The sequence below is a fragment of the Enterococcus sp. LJL98 genome (assembly GCF_054871745.1).
Map to the genome: position 1 here is coordinate 26140 of NZ_JBTXLU010000004.1, position 18226 is coordinate 44365.

Genomic DNA, 18226 nt, shown 5'->3' on the forward strand with positions numbered 1-18226 from the left:
CTCAGAAACATTCTGAGGCATTTTCACTCTTGATGACTTCCAAACATATCAACACCGGCATTAAACCTCTCTTTACAAATGCGAAGTATCGTTAAACTTCGTTACAATACTTTGCTGATAATGATTTGTACTTAATAAGGTGATACTACCTACATCAGCTTGAAAATAGGCCTGATGTAACATTTCAGGAGCAAACTTTAACCACCAGGCTACAATATAGCTTAAAGTTCCTCCATGAGTGACGATGATCAGATTCTCTTCTTTTTCTTTTTTCAGAATACTATTCATCGTATCAGAAACTCTATGATCGAATTCTCCTCAACTCTCACCTTCGTCAAACATCCGATGAGCCAAATCAAATTTATTGTCTTTCAGTGGATTTCGATGCTTTTTTTCCCATTCCTTTATCTGCCCAATGGCCACACCTGTGTTTCATTCTCTCAATCCCTTTTCAAGATGAACCTTTAAATTTAAATGTTCTCCAATAATATCCGCTGTTTGAGAGGCTCGTAATAAGTCAGACGAATATAATCTAGGATTCTCAAATTGCTCGACAACACTTTTTAAACTTAAACCTATTTTTTTCGCTTGTTCTCTTCCCAGTTCCGTCAAATTTGATTCAGTCCAACCGCCAGACATCTTATTGATATGATGCTCCGATTGACAATGCTGGACGAGAATGATTTTCTGCATTTTTATTCTCCTTTAAATCGCTCTTTTTTAAATTAAATCAGTCGCTTACTTATAAACAACAGCAAACTTCTCAAATACCACGATCATATCCCATTGAAATTGGTACCCCGTTTGTTTTCCAACAATATTAAAAAATTCCATATGCTTAGCTTGCCATGTTTTCAATGTCAAATCTTCGCCTTCATATTTGCATAAATCATAGGTCATCTCCTCAAATGGAAGTTTCATCACTTCCATGGTTTGGATAATACATCGCGGTCGCCCCTTAAAATCAGTCACAATGGAGTAATCGTTGACCTTTGGTTCTCTTTCATTATTCAAAACATATTCTTCTTGAGCAGAACTAGTCGCCGTTTTTTTTCCATCTAAAACGAGATTCAATAAATGATTCGCAGATTTTTCATCACTTCCAAAATAAAAAGCTTCAAAACATCTTGTCTCCAAAGGTAGCTTCTTTTCTTCTAAAAATTTTTTCCAGTAGGCTTGAACGTCCATTAATCTCTCACATCCTTTTCACAATCATAGCGCATTCACATCCTTCTTAACAAACCTTTAAATCCCATAAAGAGGTTTTCGGATGACTCATAAACTGTCCAAGAAGTGCTGCATTTGTTTTTTATTTTTAAAGAGAATGATTTCTTTTGTTTGACTGACTTTATTTAATCGTTCTTCCACTTGCAGTTTTTGTTTTTTCGGGTAATTCCAAATAAATTTCAAAAAGTCAAAATCAAGTTTTTCAGGACACTCTGCTTGCATATCAGGTCTCGACTTTCCTTTAAATTGAAAATATCTTTGAATCACACGATAAAGACATAGCCAACGATTCAGATCAAAGAAGATAATTGCATCCGCAGCATTGATTCTTAGATCCATCGTACCATTATAATTGCCATCGATAATCCAAGATTCTTTTTTCATTAATTCTTCTTGAATGCTTATTTGTTCCCTTCGAGTCGTCATCTCCCAATTAGGCTTCCACAGCAAGGTATCTAAATGAAAGACGGGAATACCGATTTTTTCACTGAGTTTTCTTGAAAAAGTCGATTTCCCTGCTCCACTAGAACCAATAATAATGATTTTTTTCATCGTTCATCAGATTCCTTTCCTACATATTAGTAATTATTAATCTCTAGATAGTATTCTTCATGTAAATTCTATCATTCCTGTGTTCTTTTCCTCAACAGAATCCTACATACTTTTTTAGTGATTGCCAAAACAATTGATACCGACCACCTCCCACCTTCCTCCAACAAAAAACTTCTTTAAATTAATTCATAAACTCGCCATCGCCTTTTTATCTTTTGAGCAGAATATGGTATGATTAGTTGAATTTGACTACCTATAGTCAAACCAAGGTGTCGACACTTACGATGGAGGTTTCAAATGAATATACGTCATTATTTTGCGTCAACGGTCGGAAAGACAACGCAATGGCTTTTACAAACATTCTTTAAAGGAGGTTCTAGTTACCCTGGAAAACTTGCTTTAAAGCTTGACCCAAAAATTTTAGATCATCTGGCAAAAGATTATGAAGTGATTGTCGTTACAGGAACAAATGGTAAAACCTTAACGACTGCTTTAATTGTGAAAATTTTACAACAACAATTTGACAATGTCTTAACGAATACCACTGGTGCAAACATGGTCCAAGGAATCGTCTCGACTTTCTTATCGGCTCGTTCAAAAAAAGGGCAAAAGAAATTTGCGGTCCTGGAAATTGATGAAGCGAGTCTCAGTAAGGTGACTCCATACATTAAGCCAGAGCTCTTTGTCTTTACCAATATTTTCCGCGATCAAATGGATCGTTACGGCGAAATTTACACGACCTACCAAATGATCGTAGATGGTGCTGCGAATGCCCCTCAAGCAACCATTTTGGCAAATGGGGATTCTCCGATTTTCAATTCAAAGGAAACTCCAAATCCACGCATTTATTTTGGTTTCGATCATGAGGCGGACCACGAACAAATGGCCCATCCAAATACCGATGGCGTCCTTTGTCCAAAATGCCAACATATTTTACATTATCAAATGATTACTTACGCGAACTTAGGGAAGTACTATTGTCCAAATTGTGACTTCAAACGTCCTGAACTCACTTATACACTCAACGCTTTAGGTGAAATGACCAATGTTTCTTCCGAATTTACAATGGATCAAGAAGCGTACAAAATTGAAGTCGGTGGACTCTATAACGTCTATAATGCGTTGACTGCAGCTGCTGTTGGTGAGCATTACGGTGTCACTCCTGAGAAAATTCGCCGTGGCCTTGGTTACGATGAAAAAGTCTTTGGCCGACAAGAAGTCATTCAAATTGGCGCAAAAAAATGCACCCTTGTATTGGTGAAAAACCCGGTAGGCTTAAACCAAGTAATTGATACGATGAACTTGTCTCCAAACGACTTCTCACTCGTTTGCTTACTCAATGCCAATTATGCCGATGGGATTGATATCAGCTGGATTTGGGATGGTACATATGAGAACTTAACCAAACGAGTCATTCCACAAGTCCTAACCGGAGGCGAACGCCGAGAGGACATGACTTTCCGCTTAAAAGTGGCCGGCATTGCTGAAGAGACATTGACTGAATGCGCAAACTTTGATGAAATCATTCAAAAAATCCCACAACTACCGACGGACCATGTCTATATTTTAGCAACCTATACAGCCGTCTTACAACTCCGTCAAAAATTGACGGAACAAGGCATCTTAAAGGGAGGGAAATAAGATGACCAAACGTGAACTACGTGTCGCCCACCTTTACGGCAACTTACTCAATACTTATGGCGATAACGGCAACTTACTGGTACTCGACTATTTAGCAAAAAAAATGGCTGTTGCTTTTAACATTACGATTGTCAGTCTTTATGAACCTTTTCATGCAGAAGATTATGACTTTGTTTTCTTCGGTGGCGGTCAAGACTATGAGCAAAAAATTGTTTCAAAAGACTTACAAAGTAAAAAAGAAGCATTGATTACTTACATTGAAAATGACGGTGTCTTACTAGCAATTTGTGGTGGCTACCAGCTCCTAGGTGAATACTATGTCACAGCAAATAACGAAAAAATTGAAGGCATTCATGCACTCGATCATTACACGATTCGGCAAGACAACAATCGTTTTATTGGCGATGTGAAGATTTTCAATGAAGCATTTAACGAGACTTATGTGGGTTTTGAAAACCATAACGGCAAAACCTATTTGGGTACAAATGAACGTCCTTTAGGAAAAGTCTTAGAAGGTCACGGAAACAATGGCGAAGATCAAACCGAAGGGGTTATTTATCGAAACGTCTTTGGCTCGTACTTCCATGGGCCGATTTTAGCCCGCAACCCACACCTGGCTCAAAGACTGCTAGACCTTGCCTTAACTAAAAAATATGGATAAAAATAAAAACAGTAGGTAACGACAGTTTTTCCCGTCGTCACCTACTGTTTTTATTCAGCTAAACGCATCATCACACCGAAGTGGTCACTTACTAAAGGCTCTTTTACGCCATCAAATAAGACTTCATGGTGTGCGACTGTTAGTGCCTCACTCACAAAAATATAGTCAATCCGTAATTTCCCTGCATGATCGTTCCAACCATCAATTGGACCTTCAATCGTTGCTTCTCCAATTACGATTTCTGCTGCCTCAAACCCATCTTTCAATTGTAAGGAACTTTCCAAAACGAGCTGATGGCCGACAGTGCCTGCAATCTGATTAAAATCGCCGGCTAAAATCATGGGATACGGGGAATCTTTCAAAATCGCTTCGGCTTTTTGCCATTCAATTTTAAAGGCGTCCTCCGCCCACCAGGAATGATGGACACTCCCAACAGTATAGAGCGTGCCATTTTTTTCTGTCACACCGCTCACTAAAATCCGACGACGTGAATCGTGGATATCCGTACAATCTGACAGCACAGAGACGGCTGCTAATAAGGGTTCTTTCGAAAGTAGCGCGAGTCCTTCTTCGTAATGTTCGTAAGCGTAGTGGCTAAAGCCCCAAGTCCAATAATATTCTTTGTCCTTCACTTGCAAAGCTTGTGCTAGAACAAGCGCAAAATTATCGGCTAAAATCGGCCAGCTCTCATCATTTAAGCAATACCATTCATCTAAAACAGCGAGTTCCCCGTCTTTTCTTTGGTTGACCTCTTGTAAAGCAATCACATCAAAATCTTCTAAAACGATTTTCTCAACGAGCGCTTGTAATTTTTCTTGGCTATTTTCTTCAATCCAACTATGACAATTTAAAGTCAATACTTTCATTTTCAAACTCCTTTATTTTTATCTTCTTTGAGTATAACATAGGCAGATTTCTCCGCCTACTCCGCTTGACTATGCAACCGATTGCGCTTATGATAGAGGCAGACGAAAAAGATGACTCATTTCAATAAAACAATGAAATCAACTAGATTTTGCTTGAATTTTAACGTAGACAAGTGAGACCTGATTCGGATATTTTTATTAAAGGAGTGCAAGGCCAATGAGTACTACTGTAAAAGATGTGGCAAAAAAAGCCGGCGTCGCAACTTCCACCGTCTCACGTGTGATTAACGATCATCCAAGTATCTCCGAAGAGACAAAAAAACGCGTTCGTAAAGTAATGGACGAACTCGGTTACACCCCTAATCTTGCGGCACGAAATTTAGGAAAAAGAAGTGCCAGTGCCATCGGAGTCATTCTTCCCCCATTGAACTCAAAAGAACGACTTGGGAACCCTTTTTACTTGGAAACAATTGAAACGATTAACGAAGAAGCACGGAAATCACAAATGTCCGTAGCTATTGCTTCCGCAAGAGACTTCGCAACTCTTTTAGCGAACGTGGAGCGCATGCATCGCCAAAAACAAGTCGATGGTTTTATTTTGACTTATTCCGATAAATACGACCCGATTATTACCTATTTAATGGCGAATCAGATTCCCTTTACCTTGATTGGGCAACCGTATCGACAAGAAGAACAAATTGTTTATGTGGATAATGACAACCAACTACTCGGAAAACAAGCGACGGAGTACTTAATCGAACAAGGCCATCAAAAAATCTTATTTATCACGAACACCACCCACGAAAATCTCTATTATGAACGTTTCTTTGGTTATCAAAAGGCGATGATGATGACGGGGTTGACCGTCTTTCCCGCAGTTTCTTTTGAAAAAACCGAAGATTACCCCAACTTTGCTCAAGTTTTAGAAGAGACGCAAGCAACTGCTTTGGTGGTGATTGATGATCTATTCGCCGTTCGCATCATGCAATTAGCTGATTTACTAGGCTATAAAGTGCCGGATGATTTGTCCGTGATTAGTTTTAATAACTCCATTTTCACCACGTTAACGCATCCTTACTTAACAAGTATGGATATTGACGTCGCTTCGTTAGGTGAAATTGCAACACAACAACTGATGGCTCAACTTCAAAAAAGCGAAGTCCAAAGCAGTTTACGAGTCGTCGTTCCTCATGAGTTAATTCAAAGAGAAACAGTGCTCAATCGAAAGAAACAATCACGCATATTTTGAGTTGCTCAAGCAATCGTCTCTCGTTGGATTTTTGCACCTAGCGAGAGACGATTCTGTTTCGCGATGCCTTTTAAATGAAAAAAACTCCAAGCATAGAAGAAGCTATGCTTGGAGTTTTCCCTTTATTCAATTACTTCCCAGGTTCTGAAGCGATAATGGTTAAGTCGCCTTTGATTTCCCAGCTTTCGATTTGGTTTGGTAGGATGAAGCTTGTACCCATTGCTAGATCATAGGTTTCACCATTAACGAGCAGTTGTCCTTCACCAGTAATAACCGTTGCCAAGGTATAAGGAGCTGCTTTTTCTAAAGCCAATTGGCCTCTTACTTGCCATTCGTAAACGTTGAAGAAGTCTGTTTTTACGTAAGTCACAATTGTTGAGTCGCCTTTTTTCTCTTCAACAATGTTGTTTTCTGGACGATTGGAAGGAACCGTTGTCACATCGACTGATTGTTGAATGTGTAATTCACGTGTTTGTCCGCTATCGTCTTTACGATCATAATCGTAAACACGGTAAGTTGTATCTGAACTTTGTTGTGTTTCTAAAATCATAATTCCTTTCCCAATTGCATGGATCGTTCCGCTTGGTACAAAGAAGAAATCGCCTTTTTTGACAGGTACGTGCGTCAAGAGTTCTTCCCAGCGACCTTCTTTAATCATCGCTTCTAGTTCTTCTTTTGTTTCGGCATGATGGCCGTAGATGATTTCTGCACCAGGTTCGGCATCGATAATATACCAACACTCTGTTTTTCCTAATTCACCTTCATGTTTTAAGCCATAGACATCATCTGGATGCACTTGAACAGATAGATCGTCTTCTGCATCTAAAATTTTAATTAATAAAGGAAACACTTCTTCCGTTGGATTGCCGAATAATTCTTTATGGTTGGCCCATAATTGGTCCAGTGTTTCGCCTTTATAGGGACCATTTTCAATCACACTCACACCGTTTGGATGCGCGCTGATTGCCCAGTCTTCCCCAATTTTATCATTTGGAATCTCATAGCCAAAAACGGTACGTAAACGACTCCCACCCCAAATTTTTTCTTGGAATACAGGTTGCATAAATAATGGTTGCATAGTTTTCTCCTTCTTATTGCATATTTCTTTGCCATTATAACATGTTTTTCGAATGGATTTCAGCTAAATATGTAGCAATTAACTCTTCGCGATGTTTTTTATAGGCTTCACGTTGATCGTTTGGATGAATGCGATTGGATAAAAAAATCCAAGCTTGTTGCGTTTGCGGATTGAGCAATAGGAAGGTGCCAGTATAACCCGTATGAAATAAAAAGGGGGCCGCCGGATTTCCTTTTAAATCCCAGCCTAACGAACGCCCTCCCTGCCGATTTGGTGTTTGGTCTTGGAGGAGGTCTTGGATATTCGTAGGCGCTAAAAATGCTGGAATGGGTTCAAAATATGCATGAACAAAACGAAGTACATCCGAAATCGTTGTAAAAAAACCCGCATTGCCAGCATGCACACCTAACACGCGCGCTTTGGGATCGTGCGTAACCCCTCGCAAGATTTCTCCTGAAGAAAGTCGTGCTGTTGATACGATTTTTTTTTGTGGAGAAAAAGGAGGGAAACCGCTTTGATTCATTTTTAAAGGCGTCAGAACCTCTTCCTGAAAGACTGCTGTGGTTGTTTTACCTGAGATTTCTTCAATTAAAAAACCAAGAATAATCGTCCCAGCATCGGTGTAGACCACCTTTTTTCCAAGATCTCGACCCGCCCTTAATCCTAAATAGGCTTGGCGTAAGGCCAACGCATCTAATTGATCACGATTCGCAATCCAAGTGACAAAATCAGCCGTGTGAGTCAGTAAGTGTCGCACTGTTACTTTCTCATCTTGAAAAGTTGGCAAATGTTTTTGAATTGCATCATCGATTGCCAATAAACCACGTGCTGCATACCGTAAAATAACACTCGTCGTACAAATGACTTTGGTTAGGGAAGCCACATCAAAAAGATGATCGATGGTCAGGACCTCTTTTTCTGGCAAACAAGCTGCGTGTCCAAGTACCGACACTTCTTCGTGCTTTCCGTCTACAAAAGCAGAAATGACGCCTGGAAAAATCCCTGCTTCATATTTGTCTTGTAGCATTTTTTTGGTTTTTTTATACATTGCTTTCTCCTCAAAAAAGAGCCGTGACAGCAATCACAGCCCGTTTATTCTCTTCACTTTTCTTATTCGTTGACACACCCAACCTGTCCGCTTGTTTCAAGAGCTAGCCGATTATTTTGTTTGTTGACGAACAAACCACCATTCTACTCCCAATGGATCAAAGACGGTTAAAATGCTTTTCTTCTTATCGATATAAAAGGCTTGTCCTTGTCGCTCTAAGTGCGATTCTAATGCAAGTAGACAGGGTTCTTCTAAGTGAAATTTTAAGAAGTCTAAGCCGAGCACTTCATCTTCTGGCGTTAAGTACTGTTCCCCTTTGGTATCCGTCCAAGCAAGTTCTAGCGCTGCCGGAGTTAAACCTAGAATTGTTTGGTAAAAAGTCGTTGCTTCTTCCAAATTTGGTACGTTTAGATGCACACCAGTTACTTTCGTTTTTTCAGTGAGTGGGGTATGATAATCACCGATTTCTCGTAAGGCTTGAGGCGTCATTCTTTTTTCTTCTTCTTGTTTTGCTTGAATTTTCAAGGTATTTTCTTCAGGATCTACAATCGTTAGTTCTACATAGTCCTCATAAAAATGAATGGTCAAGGCCTCTTCGTCTGCTTTTAATAAACGACAATAAATTCCCGCCAGTTCTTTCATACTCGCAACGGTTAAGGTAAAACTCATTAATTTTTTCATTTCACCAAAATGTGGGTAGGCGCGCGGGCTTTCTTCTAGCCATATTTGTTCACACGGACTCCCCTTCACTCCCATAATCGCGAGGGCATTTTCTTCTTGTTTTAAACCAAAGCCTATCATCCCTCGATAAAAATCAATCATCCGATCTCTGTCTTGTACACGGATCGTAATTGTCTCTAAAGTCGCCGTCTTTCCTAATGTAAAACTTGACATTTCAAACTTCCTCTCTATTACTTCTTTGACTATTGTACTGTTGAACGCTTTTTTAGGCAACTAAAAACCTAAGTGTTTGTGAGTAAAAAAACATTATTTTTTTCTAAGGCTTTTTTTAAGCATTTTTTCTCTTCTTTCAAGAAATATGATACAGTATAGAAAAGATTAAAAAGGAGACAGGCCCTTATGGAAAATTGTATTTTTTGTAAAATCATCAAGAAAGAAATCCCTAGCTATCCCATTTACGAAGATGAAGCGGTCTACGCATTCTTAGATATTTCTCAAACGACACCCGGACACACCTTGCTTATTCCGAAAAAACATGTTTCAGATATTTTTGATTACGACGAAGATTTAGCCCAAGCCCTCTTCACACGGCTACCTAAAGTTGCCCGAGCAATTGAAGCAGCTTTTCCCGAACTTGAAGGATTAAACATTGTGAATAACAATAAAGAACTTGCCTATCAAACCGTCTTTCATTCACACGTGCATCTCATTCCACGGTATTCAAAAGCGGATGATTTTTCCATTCATTTTGGAAATCATATGGCAAAGTACACGCCTGAAGAGATGACTGCCTTAGCCAACAAAATTGCAAAGCAGGTGAAATAGATGGGCTTTTTCAAAGGACTCTTATTTGGTAGCACCTTAGGCGGCATTGGAGGCTTACTTTTTGCACCACGTAAAGGTGCAGAAACTCTCGAAAAGTGGTCGGAACCGATTGAAATCATACGAGAAGATAGTCAAACCCTACAAAAAGACTACCAAGCGGTGAAACAAAACTTGGCAAAGACACAAGCATTAAGTACGACGCTTCTTCCCCAGTTCCAAAAAGAACTTGAAAAAGAAATCGACGCCTTTAAGTTTCAATCTGCTCCACGCATCACACGAATAAACGAACAATTAAATGTTTTACAGCAACATTTAGCTGCATCTCCTTTAAATAAAGCCAAAGAATAAGAAGATTCTTTGAATTTTTATTAGTTTTTTTTTTGAAGGCGTTCTTTTATAAAATAGAGTGTGGTATAGTAGAAACGGTTCATCAACAGCAATGAAAATAGAATTTAGATAACAGGAGTGCAATTATCCATGAATAAGAAAAAAATTATTTTAGCTTTAGCAACATCCATGAGCGTTCTGGCTTTGGCTGCCTGCTCAACCAATCAAAAAAATACTGAGATTGCTACGATGAAAGGCGGCACGATTACAGCTCTTGATTTTTATGACAATGCTCGTACACAACAAAGTAGCCAACAAATTGTTTTTGATATGATTTTATCAAAAGTTTTCACGAAACATTATGGGGAAGACATTACGGATAAAGACATCGAAAAAGAGTTAAAAGAAGTCTTTGGAGATACAGATATCGATGCACAATTAAAACAAGCCAATATGACTCGAAAAGAAGCGGATAAATTAATGCGTGACCGTCTTGCTTTTGATAAAGGCCTACGTGCGCATGTTGAGCTAACCGACGCTGATTTAAAAGCAGCCTGGGAAGCATTCCATCCAGAAGTCAAAGCAGAAATTATCCTCGTCACTTCAGAGGATGAGGCAAAAGAAATTTTAGAAGAAGCGAAGAAAAAAGATGCTGATTTTGGGAAACTTGCAGAAGAAAAATCTTTACACGCTTCAAAATCTGACAAAGGACTTGTGACTTTTGACTCTGCTACTGAAGCAACCGAAATCCCAACGGAAGTGAAACAAGCTGCTTTTGAATTAAAAGACGGCGAAATTTCTGAAATTGTTCCGGTTCAATCTCAATACGGGACTGCCTTTTATATCATTCGAATGGTTGAAAACACACCAAAAGGCAATGATATGAAAAAATTCGAAAAAGAAGTGAAAGAAGCAGCAACAACAGCACAATTAGCTGACCAAGCTTTCGTGAATAAGGCAATCGGTAAAGAATTAATTAAAGCCAACGTGAAAATCAAAGATGAAGCTTTCGGTACCATCTTAACAACCTTCATTGATGCGGCAAACCCACCGAAAGAAACAGAAGAATCAGAAGCAACAGACGATTCTGCTGATAAAAAAGCAGACACAGAATCTTCTGACAAGAAAGAAGAAACAGAAACAACCGATTCGAAATAACAAGAAAGAAACTGGACTCTTAATCAACAGAGGCCAGCTTCTTTTTTTGTGGTTATACTTCTTTTGGTACATAAAAGCTACGGTTGTCCATCCCAAAGATACGATCTGTATACTCGCCCGGCGTCGCTTGGCGAATCGAGGTTAACATCATTTGCATGGACGCATCTAGATTATCGATTTGATGCAAAATTTCTGCTTCCATCACACGTGGTCGTACTGGTGAGCCGTATTCTAATAACCCGTGATGGGCAAGCACCATGTGTCGTAAAATCACGACATCTTCTGCACTATCATCAATTTTTAGTTGCAAACATGCTTTCGTAATTTCTTCATCGACAAGAACTAAATGCCCCACTAAATTACCGACCAATGTATATTCGGTCGTCAGCGCCCCACTTAATTCTAAAACTTTCCCTAAATCGTGTAAAATAATGCCCGCATAAAGTAACGAAGCATTTAATTCAGGATACTCTCTCACCAGCGCTTTGCCTAGGCGTAACATCGTAGTTGTATGATAAGCCAAGCCACTCGCAAAGGCATGATGATTGCGTTTTGCTGCAGGATAATCGAAAAATTCTTTTTGGTATTTTGTCAAAAGATAGCGAACAATTCGATTCCAATGCGGATTCGTAATTTCAAACAAGGTTTGATTGATCTCCTCTTCCATCGCTTCTTTTTTCAAGGGTGCTCGCTCCATATATAGCGTAGGGTCCGCAGGTTCCTCTTCTTTTGCGAGGCGCAGCTGTAAAATTTTCACTTGGGGCATCCCTTGATAGACCTCACGTTTCCCCGTTAAAGCAACCACTCGACCGGCTTGAAAACGCTGAACTTCATCTTCTGATGCGTCCCAAAATTTTCCATCGACAGTACCCGAAGTATCTTGAAAAGTGAACGCAATAAAGGTTTTTCCATTTTTCGCCTTACGAATATCTGCGTTTTTTACTAAACAGAACAATTGAAACTCTTCATCGACAACTAATTCACGTATTTTTTTCATTTTTCTCGTTTTTGTTTCCACAAAAACGTTCGTCACATCCTTTGCGTCAGTATTTTTACTGATTGATTTCGTTCTTGGTAATAGCTTACCATTTCTTGGTCGGAAGACAAACAGATGATTTGATAGTCTTCGCCAAATGTGGCAAATAAACGAGCCAATTGACGTTTACGCTGGCTGTCATAGTGTAACCAACCGTCATCAATGATGACGGGCGATAAAATCGTCTCTTTTTGTAAAAACAAATAGGCGAAACGAATGGCCATAATCAACTGGTCTTTTGTACCTGTTGACAGTTGATAAATTCCTTGCACACCCATGGTCGATTCCACAAACAACAGGCCTTCTTCTAAACGAACGGCTTGGTATTCCTGATTTGTCAGTATACCGAAATAATACGAGGCTTGTTGCAGCAATTGCGGTAATTGTTGGTCAGAAAGCGCGGTTGCCAAGTCTGTTAAAAAAGCCCCTAATAAACGATTTTTCCCCCATTGCACCAGATTGGATTCAATCTCTGCCCGACGTTTTGTTTCTTCTTGATACAACTGATCAAGCGTACCGTCTGCTTGTAGCTGTTCCAGTCGTAACTGCAAGCGTTGTTTTTCTTCTAAGTCGAGATTTAAAGACTCCTGTAAACTTGCTTGGCTTGCATGAAGGGCTTCCTTTTGTGCTTGTAATTGTGCTTTGGTCATTTTCTCAGGAAATAAGGGCTGTAAAAGTTTTGTGAGCTCTTTTTTACGTGCGACTTGTTTTTCTTGTCGTTCCCACTGCTTTTTCCATAAAGGGATCTCCGTGGGATGTGTCAAGCCAAAAGTAGCGAACAATGCTTCACATTTTTCAAACAGTGCTTCGCGGTCCGCTTTTTGGCGCCGTAATTGTTGGGCCAATAAGGTACTTGGTTGCTGGAGTCGATTCATTTTCACTTCTTGCATTTCCAAATGAAAATCTTCCAAGCATTGAATTTTCTCCGCCAATTCTTTGCCTTTTAAGGGCAACCATTCATCAAAGGGGGCAAAAGAAGCTGAAAAGCGTTGTAATTGTTCACGAAGTGCTTGCTCTCTAGGGCCTAAAGCGGTCAGTTTGTGATGGAGCCTTTCAAAAGTTGCAACCTCTTCGTCGTAGTCTTGAACCATTTGTAACCATTTAGAGGTGTCCGTTTCTTGCCCGAAAGCAGGTTGGAGTTGACTTTTTGCTTGTGCCACGTTTTCTTTCATTTGCGTCACTTGTGCAACTTGTTGGGCTTGCTGCGTACGTAATTCTTGCTGCTTATGGATTTTTTCTTGCCATAGAGGACGCACTTGCCGTCCCTTACTTTGTTGCAATTGAAGGAAAACACCCCCCAAGAAAACGAGTCCCCCTAACACAAGCCCCCCTAAACGAACACCACCGCTTAAGAACCAACTTGTTCCAATTCCCAACGCCCCGACACTTAATAAGCCATAACTCAGACGTGCATGAGACGGTTTGGTTGCAAATAATTGTGGATGTGCTTTTTCGAGGCTTGCGATTTCTTGTTCAAGTTGCTCGTGTTGTTCGGTGAGCCAATCAAGACGTAAGTTGGCTTCCCTTAACTGACTTTCAGCCATTTGTAACTGTTCAATTCGTTCAGGAATTTGTGCGTCACTTTTTTCAGGTGCTTGTTGCCAGCCTCGCTTTTGCTGCAAGGCTGTGAACGTCGCTTGCAACTTGTCTTTTTCCATTTGTTGTCGTTGGCTTTCATCTAAGAGTCGCATCATGGTGACTTTCTCTCTTAAAATTTGTTGAATCCGCGCCTCCTCATCTAGATAGAAGAAATAACGTTCCGATCCTTGACCACTTTCTAGTTGTGCGAGTTCCGCTTCTTTCTTTTCGATTGCTTCGCTAATTTGTTGATATTCTTGATAAAATTGTTGGATTTTTTGGCTTTCAGCTGAGGAAATCGTCGACTCTTTCACTCCTTGCAAGGCTTGCAACTCCTCATATAAGGGCCAGTTTAATTGCTGTTGCTCGAGTAATTGGTTCTTTTGTTGCAAGGCAAGCACTTTTCCTCGATTTTCTTTGGCTTGTTTTTCATAGTAAGCCATTTTTTGATACGCTTGTTGGACTTGTCTTTCTTGTTGCTCTTTTTCTTGGATTTTTTCTTTCAGCTGCTGCCACTCAATTAGTTGTTGATTCAAGCGGAGTTTCTGTCCTTTTAGTTTATACATTTGTTGATTTTCTTTTTCATATTGTTGGACTTGGCTCATCACTTGCGCACTTCCAGTAATTCCTAAAGAAATGAGGGCATCGTGGAGTTCTTTTTCTTGGAGTCGATCCAATTCTGAGAGTTGTTCTTGTTGGAAAGTAAACACTTCTTGAAAGGTTTCTAGCGTTAAGGGTGCAAGCAACTGAGCGAGCCAAGTCTCATCCCCTTCCATCTCTCCTACTCGAATTTTCGCCCTTCCTCGATTGATCCGTCGGAAACGTTCGATCTGAACTTCTCCATAACCTGGGAGCTCAATCCAAAGCCGCCCTCCAAAAGCTGCCCCATCTGTAGGAGTATAGTCTCTTTTTTTACTGCTCTTTTTAGCAAAGCCAAAAAGCATCGTTTGAATAAAATGATAGAGGGTTGATTTCCCGGTTTCGTTTTCGCCAAAAAACAATTGATTCCCCGTGGAGAAATCAAAAGTCGCTTGACGATAATGACCGAAGCCACTAATTTCTGCTCGTATAAGTTTCATTTTCTTCCGCTTTCCAAATATATTCTTGTTCTAACTCTTTACTTGCTGCTTCTAAAATTGCTTGCTGCAACGTCTCCAGCGAAGTCACCTTGCTGGCAATCGGATGCTGCAATAACTCTTCCATCATTCCACGAAAAATGGCAAGTTCTTGGTATTGTTGAAAAATTTCTTGTTTCAATGCCGGGCTGACATGCACGGTCATCTTTTGATCGAGAACCAATTGGACTTCTTCCATCTGATACACTCGTTGCTCAAAACCTTTTTCTTTTAGTTCATAATTTAAATAAGCAATTAGTTCACTTTTTTCTTTAGGTTGTAGCCATTTTTTAGGTAAACTTTCTGTTTCACTTAACACCAGTTTCACTAATGCTTTTTCTGATTGTTTCCATCGCTCTTGGATTCTTTCTAACGCGGCTTTTTGCGTATGAATTCCTCGCATCGAAATCGGCAGTTCTTGCCAACTCAATTGATGAACCGGAATCGCTTGCCAAGTTGCGGGTCCTTGCGATAAGGTCACCAAGAGAACGCCTGGTGTTTCCACTTCTTTTTGAGTATGCCCTTGCGGCGTCCCGGGATAGAGGATTGGTGGTTGTTCCGAAAGCGTGGTCGCTACATGGATATGCCCCAAAGCCCAATAGTCATAGCCTTTTTGCTTCATTTCTTGCAGGTTAAACGGCGCGTAACGCTCGCCAGCTTGTTCCCCGTGATACATGCCAATTTGATAGGTCGCTTGCCGTGGAGGAAATGACGGGACTTTTGATTCCGTTAACCAAGGGCTTCGATAACTAAAGCCGCTAATTGCATAAGTCTCGCCTTTTTTCGTGCGTCCAGTCATCGTTTCAACAGCTTCTTCCTTGAATAGATGGACATTTTCAGGAAAATCAAACCAGTATCGAGCCTCTTCATAATAATCATGATTGCCAAAACTCAAATAAACCGGAATCTCTGCTTCTTTCAAACGATTCATTTGCACAAAAAATTGATGTTGTGTTTTTAAACTAGGGTGATTTTGATGAAACGTATCACCGACAAGCAAGACAAAATCGACCGCTTCTTGAATTGCCACCGATACAATGGATTCTAAGACTTGTGCATTCATTTTCGGCAACTCTTCTAATCCCTCATTGACCAAGTAGAGGCCTTCAAACGAACGATCAAGATGTAAATCTGCACAATGAATAAAACGTAACATAAAAAAACCTCCTCTTTTTCTCTATATTTTACCATTTCAATAAAAAAAAGCTAGGCGAACACGAAAGTTTGTTCGTGTCACCTAGAAAAAAAGCTTTAAATAGCGGGCGGATTCATTTGCTTAAGCACTTGTTTCAAAAAATCAAAAATCGGTTGTTGCTCGACATCCATCGTTTCTTTTTCTTCTTGACGGGTTAATTCGGATTTGAACTTGTTCACTCCTGGGATGATTTGAATGGAAGCAAGGGGATACCCTGGATCGATCACGGTACTTTTTCGGTTCACAAACCTTCGAGACGCGGCACTTTCAAAGGTCACAACCTGCCCTTCAAAAACAAAAGCAACTCCTTTAACAAAGGTACCTGCTAAACAACCTGCTGTTCCGTATCGATTCACCAAAGCTAAATAGTGCGTAATCATTTCTTCATCATTTAATCGGCGCCCCTGTACGCGTCGCACATGAACCCCCGGTTGTTCTGTTGAATCCAACCCTTCAAAATACAATCCCTCGTCTAAAGCAATCGTTGGTAACCCACTCATTTTTGCATAAGCTTGCGCTTTGATTTGCGCATTTTCAATCGGCGTGTCGCCTGTTTCTTCTACTTCTTCAACAATCCCAAGATCCGCTAAGGTCACAATTTCAATCCCTTGCTCAAGTAAGCGTGTCGCATAAAATTTCACTTTTGCTGGATTGGTTGTTGCAAACAAGATTTTCATATTTTCGTCCTCTTTCAATGGATTTTTTTAAGAATCGTTTTCCCCAACAAAAAGGGGCTGTGACATAATGTTGTGACCCCAAAAAGTTAGACCAAAAATCCTAACTTTTTGGGGTCGCTACATAAATCTGAGGAGTTTTTAATTTGTATAGAATAAAATTTACTTTTTAGTGGCTAATAGCCTGTCATTTTTCTTTTTAAATGGCAATAATTTTATTTTCTAGATGGCAAAAAATCTACGTAATTTCGTGTATTGATAAAAAATATTTTTCGCTTTATTTGCAAAAAGATCAATCCCAATAAACGAGGATTGATCCTTTTTTCTAGTTAATATATTTCTTTAAAATAACCTCATCACCGTTTGTTTCACCAGTTAAAGTAAAGCCAAATTTCTTATATAAGCGTAATGCATTGTCGTTATCTGATTTTGTCGATAGAGTAATGACTGGAACGGATTTGCTCCTAAACTGTTCAACAATGATTTCCAATGCTTTTGTTCCGTATCCCTTATTTTGATACGACTTATCAATGGTAAATTGCCATAGCCAATATCGATCTTCTTCATTGGGAATCGTTTGATCAAACACAAGCGCAGCGTAACCAATGACTTCATTATTCAAACAAATGAAATAAGGTTCTGCATATTCAGTCACAAAAGCGGATTTAATTGCCTCTGGGATTGATAGAACTAAATTTGAATGTATCTGTTCACTGGTAACAACTACATTATTTCCTAAGAAAGAATTCTTTTCATCCACTGGAAGTAAATGAATCCAGTCCTCAGGTTTATTTGTAAGTTTTTTTTGAAGTTCAATTTCAACAGAATTTGTTTCTATTTGATTTACGTTATAGATGTTTATTATCTTATCGAAACCTGTGGATTTCCAAAATTTTAAACCTATGTAGTTATTGGTCGATACAACAAGCTCTGCTTTTTTTAGTTGTTTCTCAGCATAAAGATTCTCCAATTCTCTTATAGCAAGTTTACCAAATCCACAGTTTCTATATCTCTTACTTATATAGAAATGAAGAATATACATGCTTGATGGATAGTCTTCAAATACCCATAAATACCCAATTATCGTATTAAAATAAAAAATACTCAAACAATGACAATCGTCATTCGAAAGTTCAGGGATTATGCTTTCGATATTTTCTAGAGGGGGTATGGGATCACGACCTTCCACATTGTTGAAATGTGGCTTTGCCTCTTCAAAGATGCAATTGAGAGCATTTTTTTCAACGGCTGTTGAAGGTTTTAATGTTATTAAGCTCATAAATTTTTTCTCCTTATTAAATAATATGAAATTATT

Annotated in this window: 17 protein-coding genes and 1 pseudogene; 6 read left to right on the plus strand and 12 right to left on the minus strand. The window is 39.4% G+C overall.

Annotated elements, in window-relative coordinates; translation table 11 throughout:
* Positions 1–72: 72 nt before the first annotated feature.
* The 3 genes and pseudogenes from ACYSNO_RS04670 to ACYSNO_RS04680 all read right to left on the minus strand — a co-directional run bounded on the left by ACYSNO_RS04670 (position 73) and on the right by ACYSNO_RS04680 (position 1779).
* Positions 73–693 (minus strand): annotated as a pseudogene (locus tag ACYSNO_RS04670) (histidine phosphatase family protein).
* A 45-nt stretch (positions 694–738) separates the two neighbouring features.
* Positions 739–1188, minus strand: a complete 450-nt coding sequence (locus ACYSNO_RS04675) for an ASCH domain-containing protein (RefSeq protein ID WP_461729918.1) — start codon at positions 1186–1188, stop codon at positions 739–741.
* Between the two features lie 87 nt (positions 1189–1275).
* On the minus strand, positions 1276–1779 hold the full coding sequence (locus ACYSNO_RS04680; protein ID WP_461729919.1) for a DNA topology modulation protein: 504 nt from the start codon (positions 1777–1779) through the stop codon (positions 1276–1278).
* A gap of 297 nt (positions 1780–2076) precedes the next feature.
* Between ACYSNO_RS04680 and ACYSNO_RS04685 the strand changes: the two genes are divergently transcribed.
* Together ACYSNO_RS04685 and ACYSNO_RS04690 are read left to right on the plus strand one after the other, a co-directional pair.
* The gene (locus tag ACYSNO_RS04685) at positions 2077–3420 is read left to right on the plus strand and encodes a MurT ligase domain-containing protein (protein WP_461729920.1); all 1344 of its coding nucleotides are present in this window, start codon (positions 2077–2079) and stop codon (positions 3418–3420) included.
* Position 3421: 1 nt separating this feature from the next.
* The gene (locus tag ACYSNO_RS04690) at positions 3422–4081 is read left to right on the plus strand and encodes a type 1 glutamine amidotransferase (RefSeq protein WP_461729921.1); all 660 of its coding nucleotides are present in this window, start codon (positions 3422–3424) and stop codon (positions 4079–4081) included.
* A gap of 50 nt (positions 4082–4131) precedes the next feature.
* Here ACYSNO_RS04690 and ACYSNO_RS04695 read toward each other — a convergent pair whose 3' ends face one another.
* Complete coding sequence (locus ACYSNO_RS04695; protein WP_461729922.1) at positions 4132–4947, minus strand: endonuclease/exonuclease/phosphatase family protein; 816 nt, start codon at positions 4945–4947, stop codon at positions 4132–4134.
* Positions 4948–5164: 217 nt separating this feature from the next.
* Between ACYSNO_RS04695 and ACYSNO_RS04700 the strand changes: the two genes are divergently transcribed.
* Positions 5165–6196, plus strand: a complete 1032-nt coding sequence (locus ACYSNO_RS04700) for a LacI family DNA-binding transcriptional regulator (protein ID WP_461729923.1) — start codon at positions 5165–5167, stop codon at positions 6194–6196.
* 130 nt (positions 6197–6326) lie between these two features.
* Here ACYSNO_RS04700 and manA read toward each other — a convergent pair whose 3' ends face one another.
* The 3 genes from manA to ACYSNO_RS04715 form a co-directional block, all read right to left on the minus strand.
* The gene (gene manA, locus ACYSNO_RS04705) at positions 6327–7274 is read right to left on the minus strand and encodes a mannose-6-phosphate isomerase, class I (RefSeq protein WP_461729924.1); all 948 of its coding nucleotides are present in this window, start codon (positions 7272–7274) and stop codon (positions 6327–6329) included.
* A gap of 34 nt (positions 7275–7308) precedes the next feature.
* Positions 7309–8322: a serine hydrolase domain-containing protein gene (locus ACYSNO_RS04710; protein ID WP_461729925.1), complete on the minus strand. Its 1014-nt coding sequence runs from the start codon at positions 8320–8322 to the stop codon at positions 7309–7311.
* 111 nt (positions 8323–8433) lie between these two features.
* The gene (locus tag ACYSNO_RS04715; protein WP_461729926.1) at positions 8434–9216 is read right to left on the minus strand and encodes a CppA C-terminal domain-containing protein; all 783 of its coding nucleotides are present in this window, start codon (positions 9214–9216) and stop codon (positions 8434–8436) included.
* Between the two features lie 186 nt (positions 9217–9402).
* Between ACYSNO_RS04715 and ACYSNO_RS04720 the strand changes: the two genes are divergently transcribed.
* The 3 genes from ACYSNO_RS04720 (at position 9403) to ACYSNO_RS04730 (ending at position 11313) form a co-directional block, all read left to right on the plus strand.
* Positions 9403–9828 (plus strand): HIT family protein, encoded by a 426-nt coding sequence (locus ACYSNO_RS04720; protein WP_461729927.1) that lies wholly within the window; start codon positions 9403–9405, stop codon positions 9826–9828.
* Positions 9829–10176, plus strand: coding sequence for a YtxH domain-containing protein (locus tag ACYSNO_RS04725; RefSeq protein ID WP_461729928.1), 348 nt, complete (start codon positions 9829–9831; stop codon positions 10174–10176).
* 129 nt (positions 10177–10305) lie between these two features.
* Positions 10306–11313: a peptidylprolyl isomerase gene (locus ACYSNO_RS04730; protein ID WP_461729929.1), complete on the plus strand. Its 1008-nt coding sequence runs from the start codon at positions 10306–10308 to the stop codon at positions 11311–11313.
* A gap of 52 nt (positions 11314–11365) precedes the next feature.
* Here ACYSNO_RS04730 and ACYSNO_RS04735 read toward each other — a convergent pair whose 3' ends face one another.
* The 5 genes from ACYSNO_RS04735 to ACYSNO_RS04755 form a co-directional block, all read right to left on the minus strand.
* Positions 11366–12310: a 3'-5' exoribonuclease YhaM family protein gene (locus ACYSNO_RS04735; protein ID WP_461729930.1), complete on the minus strand. Its 945-nt coding sequence runs from the start codon at positions 12308–12310 to the stop codon at positions 11366–11368.
* 32 nt (positions 12311–12342) lie between these two features.
* On the minus strand, positions 12343–15006 hold the full coding sequence (locus ACYSNO_RS04740) for an ATP-binding protein (RefSeq protein WP_461729931.1): 2664 nt from the start codon (positions 15004–15006) through the stop codon (positions 12343–12345).
* Positions 14981–16198: a metallophosphoesterase family protein gene (locus ACYSNO_RS04745; RefSeq protein ID WP_461729932.1), complete on the minus strand. Its 1218-nt coding sequence runs from the start codon at positions 16196–16198 to the stop codon at positions 14981–14983. The genes ACYSNO_RS04740 and ACYSNO_RS04745 overlap by 26 nt, the downstream gene beginning before the upstream one ends.
* A gap of 95 nt (positions 16199–16293) precedes the next feature.
* Positions 16294–16914: a non-canonical purine NTP pyrophosphatase gene (locus tag ACYSNO_RS04750; protein WP_461729933.1), complete on the minus strand. Its 621-nt coding sequence runs from the start codon at positions 16912–16914 to the stop codon at positions 16294–16296.
* A 322-nt stretch (positions 16915–17236) separates the two neighbouring features.
* Positions 17237–18190: a GNAT family N-acetyltransferase gene (locus ACYSNO_RS04755; protein ID WP_461729934.1), complete on the minus strand. Its 954-nt coding sequence runs from the start codon at positions 18188–18190 to the stop codon at positions 17237–17239.
* Positions 18191–18226 lie beyond the last annotated feature (36 nt).

Excerpts from the sequence above, each read along its gene's own strand:
- ACYSNO_RS04675 (WP_461729918.1), bottom strand. The coding sequence starts at position 1,188 with ATGGACGTTCAAGCCTACTGGAAAAAATTTTTAGAAGAAAAGAAGCTA.
- ACYSNO_RS04680 (WP_461729919.1), bottom strand. The coding sequence starts at position 1,779 with ATGAAAAAAATCATTATTATTGGTTCTAGTGGAGCAGGGAAATCGACT.
- ACYSNO_RS04685 (WP_461729920.1), top strand. The coding sequence starts at position 2,077 with ATGAATATACGTCATTATTTTGCGTCAACGGTCGGAAAGACAACGCAA.
- ACYSNO_RS04690 (WP_461729921.1), top strand. The coding sequence starts at position 3,422 with ATGACCAAACGTGAACTACGTGTCGCCCACCTTTACGGCAACTTACTC.
- ACYSNO_RS04695 (WP_461729922.1), bottom strand. The coding sequence starts at position 4,947 with ATGAAAGTATTGACTTTAAATTGTCATAGTTGGATTGAAGAAAATAGC.
- ACYSNO_RS04700 (WP_461729923.1), top strand. The coding sequence starts at position 5,165 with ATGAGTACTACTGTAAAAGATGTGGCAAAAAAAGCCGGCGTCGCAACT.
- manA (WP_461729924.1), bottom strand. The coding sequence starts at position 7,274 with ATGCAACCATTATTTATGCAACCTGTATTCCAAGAAAAAATTTGGGGT.
- ACYSNO_RS04710 (WP_461729925.1), bottom strand. The coding sequence starts at position 8,322 with ATGTATAAAAAAACCAAAAAAATGCTACAAGACAAATATGAAGCAGGG.
- ACYSNO_RS04715 (WP_461729926.1), bottom strand. The coding sequence starts at position 9,216 with ATGTCAAGTTTTACATTAGGAAAGACGGCGACTTTAGAGACAATTACG.
- ACYSNO_RS04720 (WP_461729927.1), top strand. The coding sequence starts at position 9,403 with ATGGAAAATTGTATTTTTTGTAAAATCATCAAGAAAGAAATCCCTAGC.
- ACYSNO_RS04725 (WP_461729928.1), top strand. The coding sequence starts at position 9,829 with ATGGGCTTTTTCAAAGGACTCTTATTTGGTAGCACCTTAGGCGGCATT.
- ACYSNO_RS04730 (WP_461729929.1), top strand. The coding sequence starts at position 10,306 with ATGAATAAGAAAAAAATTATTTTAGCTTTAGCAACATCCATGAGCGTT.
- ACYSNO_RS04735 (WP_461729930.1), bottom strand. The coding sequence starts at position 12,310 with ATGAAAAAAATACGTGAATTAGTTGTCGATGAAGAGTTTCAATTGTTC.
- ACYSNO_RS04740 (WP_461729931.1), bottom strand. The coding sequence starts at position 15,006 with ATGAAACTTATACGAGCAGAAATTAGTGGCTTCGGTCATTATCGTCAA.
- ACYSNO_RS04745 (WP_461729932.1), bottom strand. The coding sequence starts at position 16,198 with ATGTTACGTTTTATTCATTGTGCAGATTTACATCTTGATCGTTCGTTT.
- ACYSNO_RS04750 (WP_461729933.1), bottom strand. The coding sequence starts at position 16,914 with ATGAAAATCTTGTTTGCAACAACCAATCCAGCAAAAGTGAAATTTTAT.
- ACYSNO_RS04755 (WP_461729934.1), bottom strand. The coding sequence starts at position 18,190 with ATGAGCTTAATAACATTAAAACCTTCAACAGCCGTTGAAAAAAATGCT.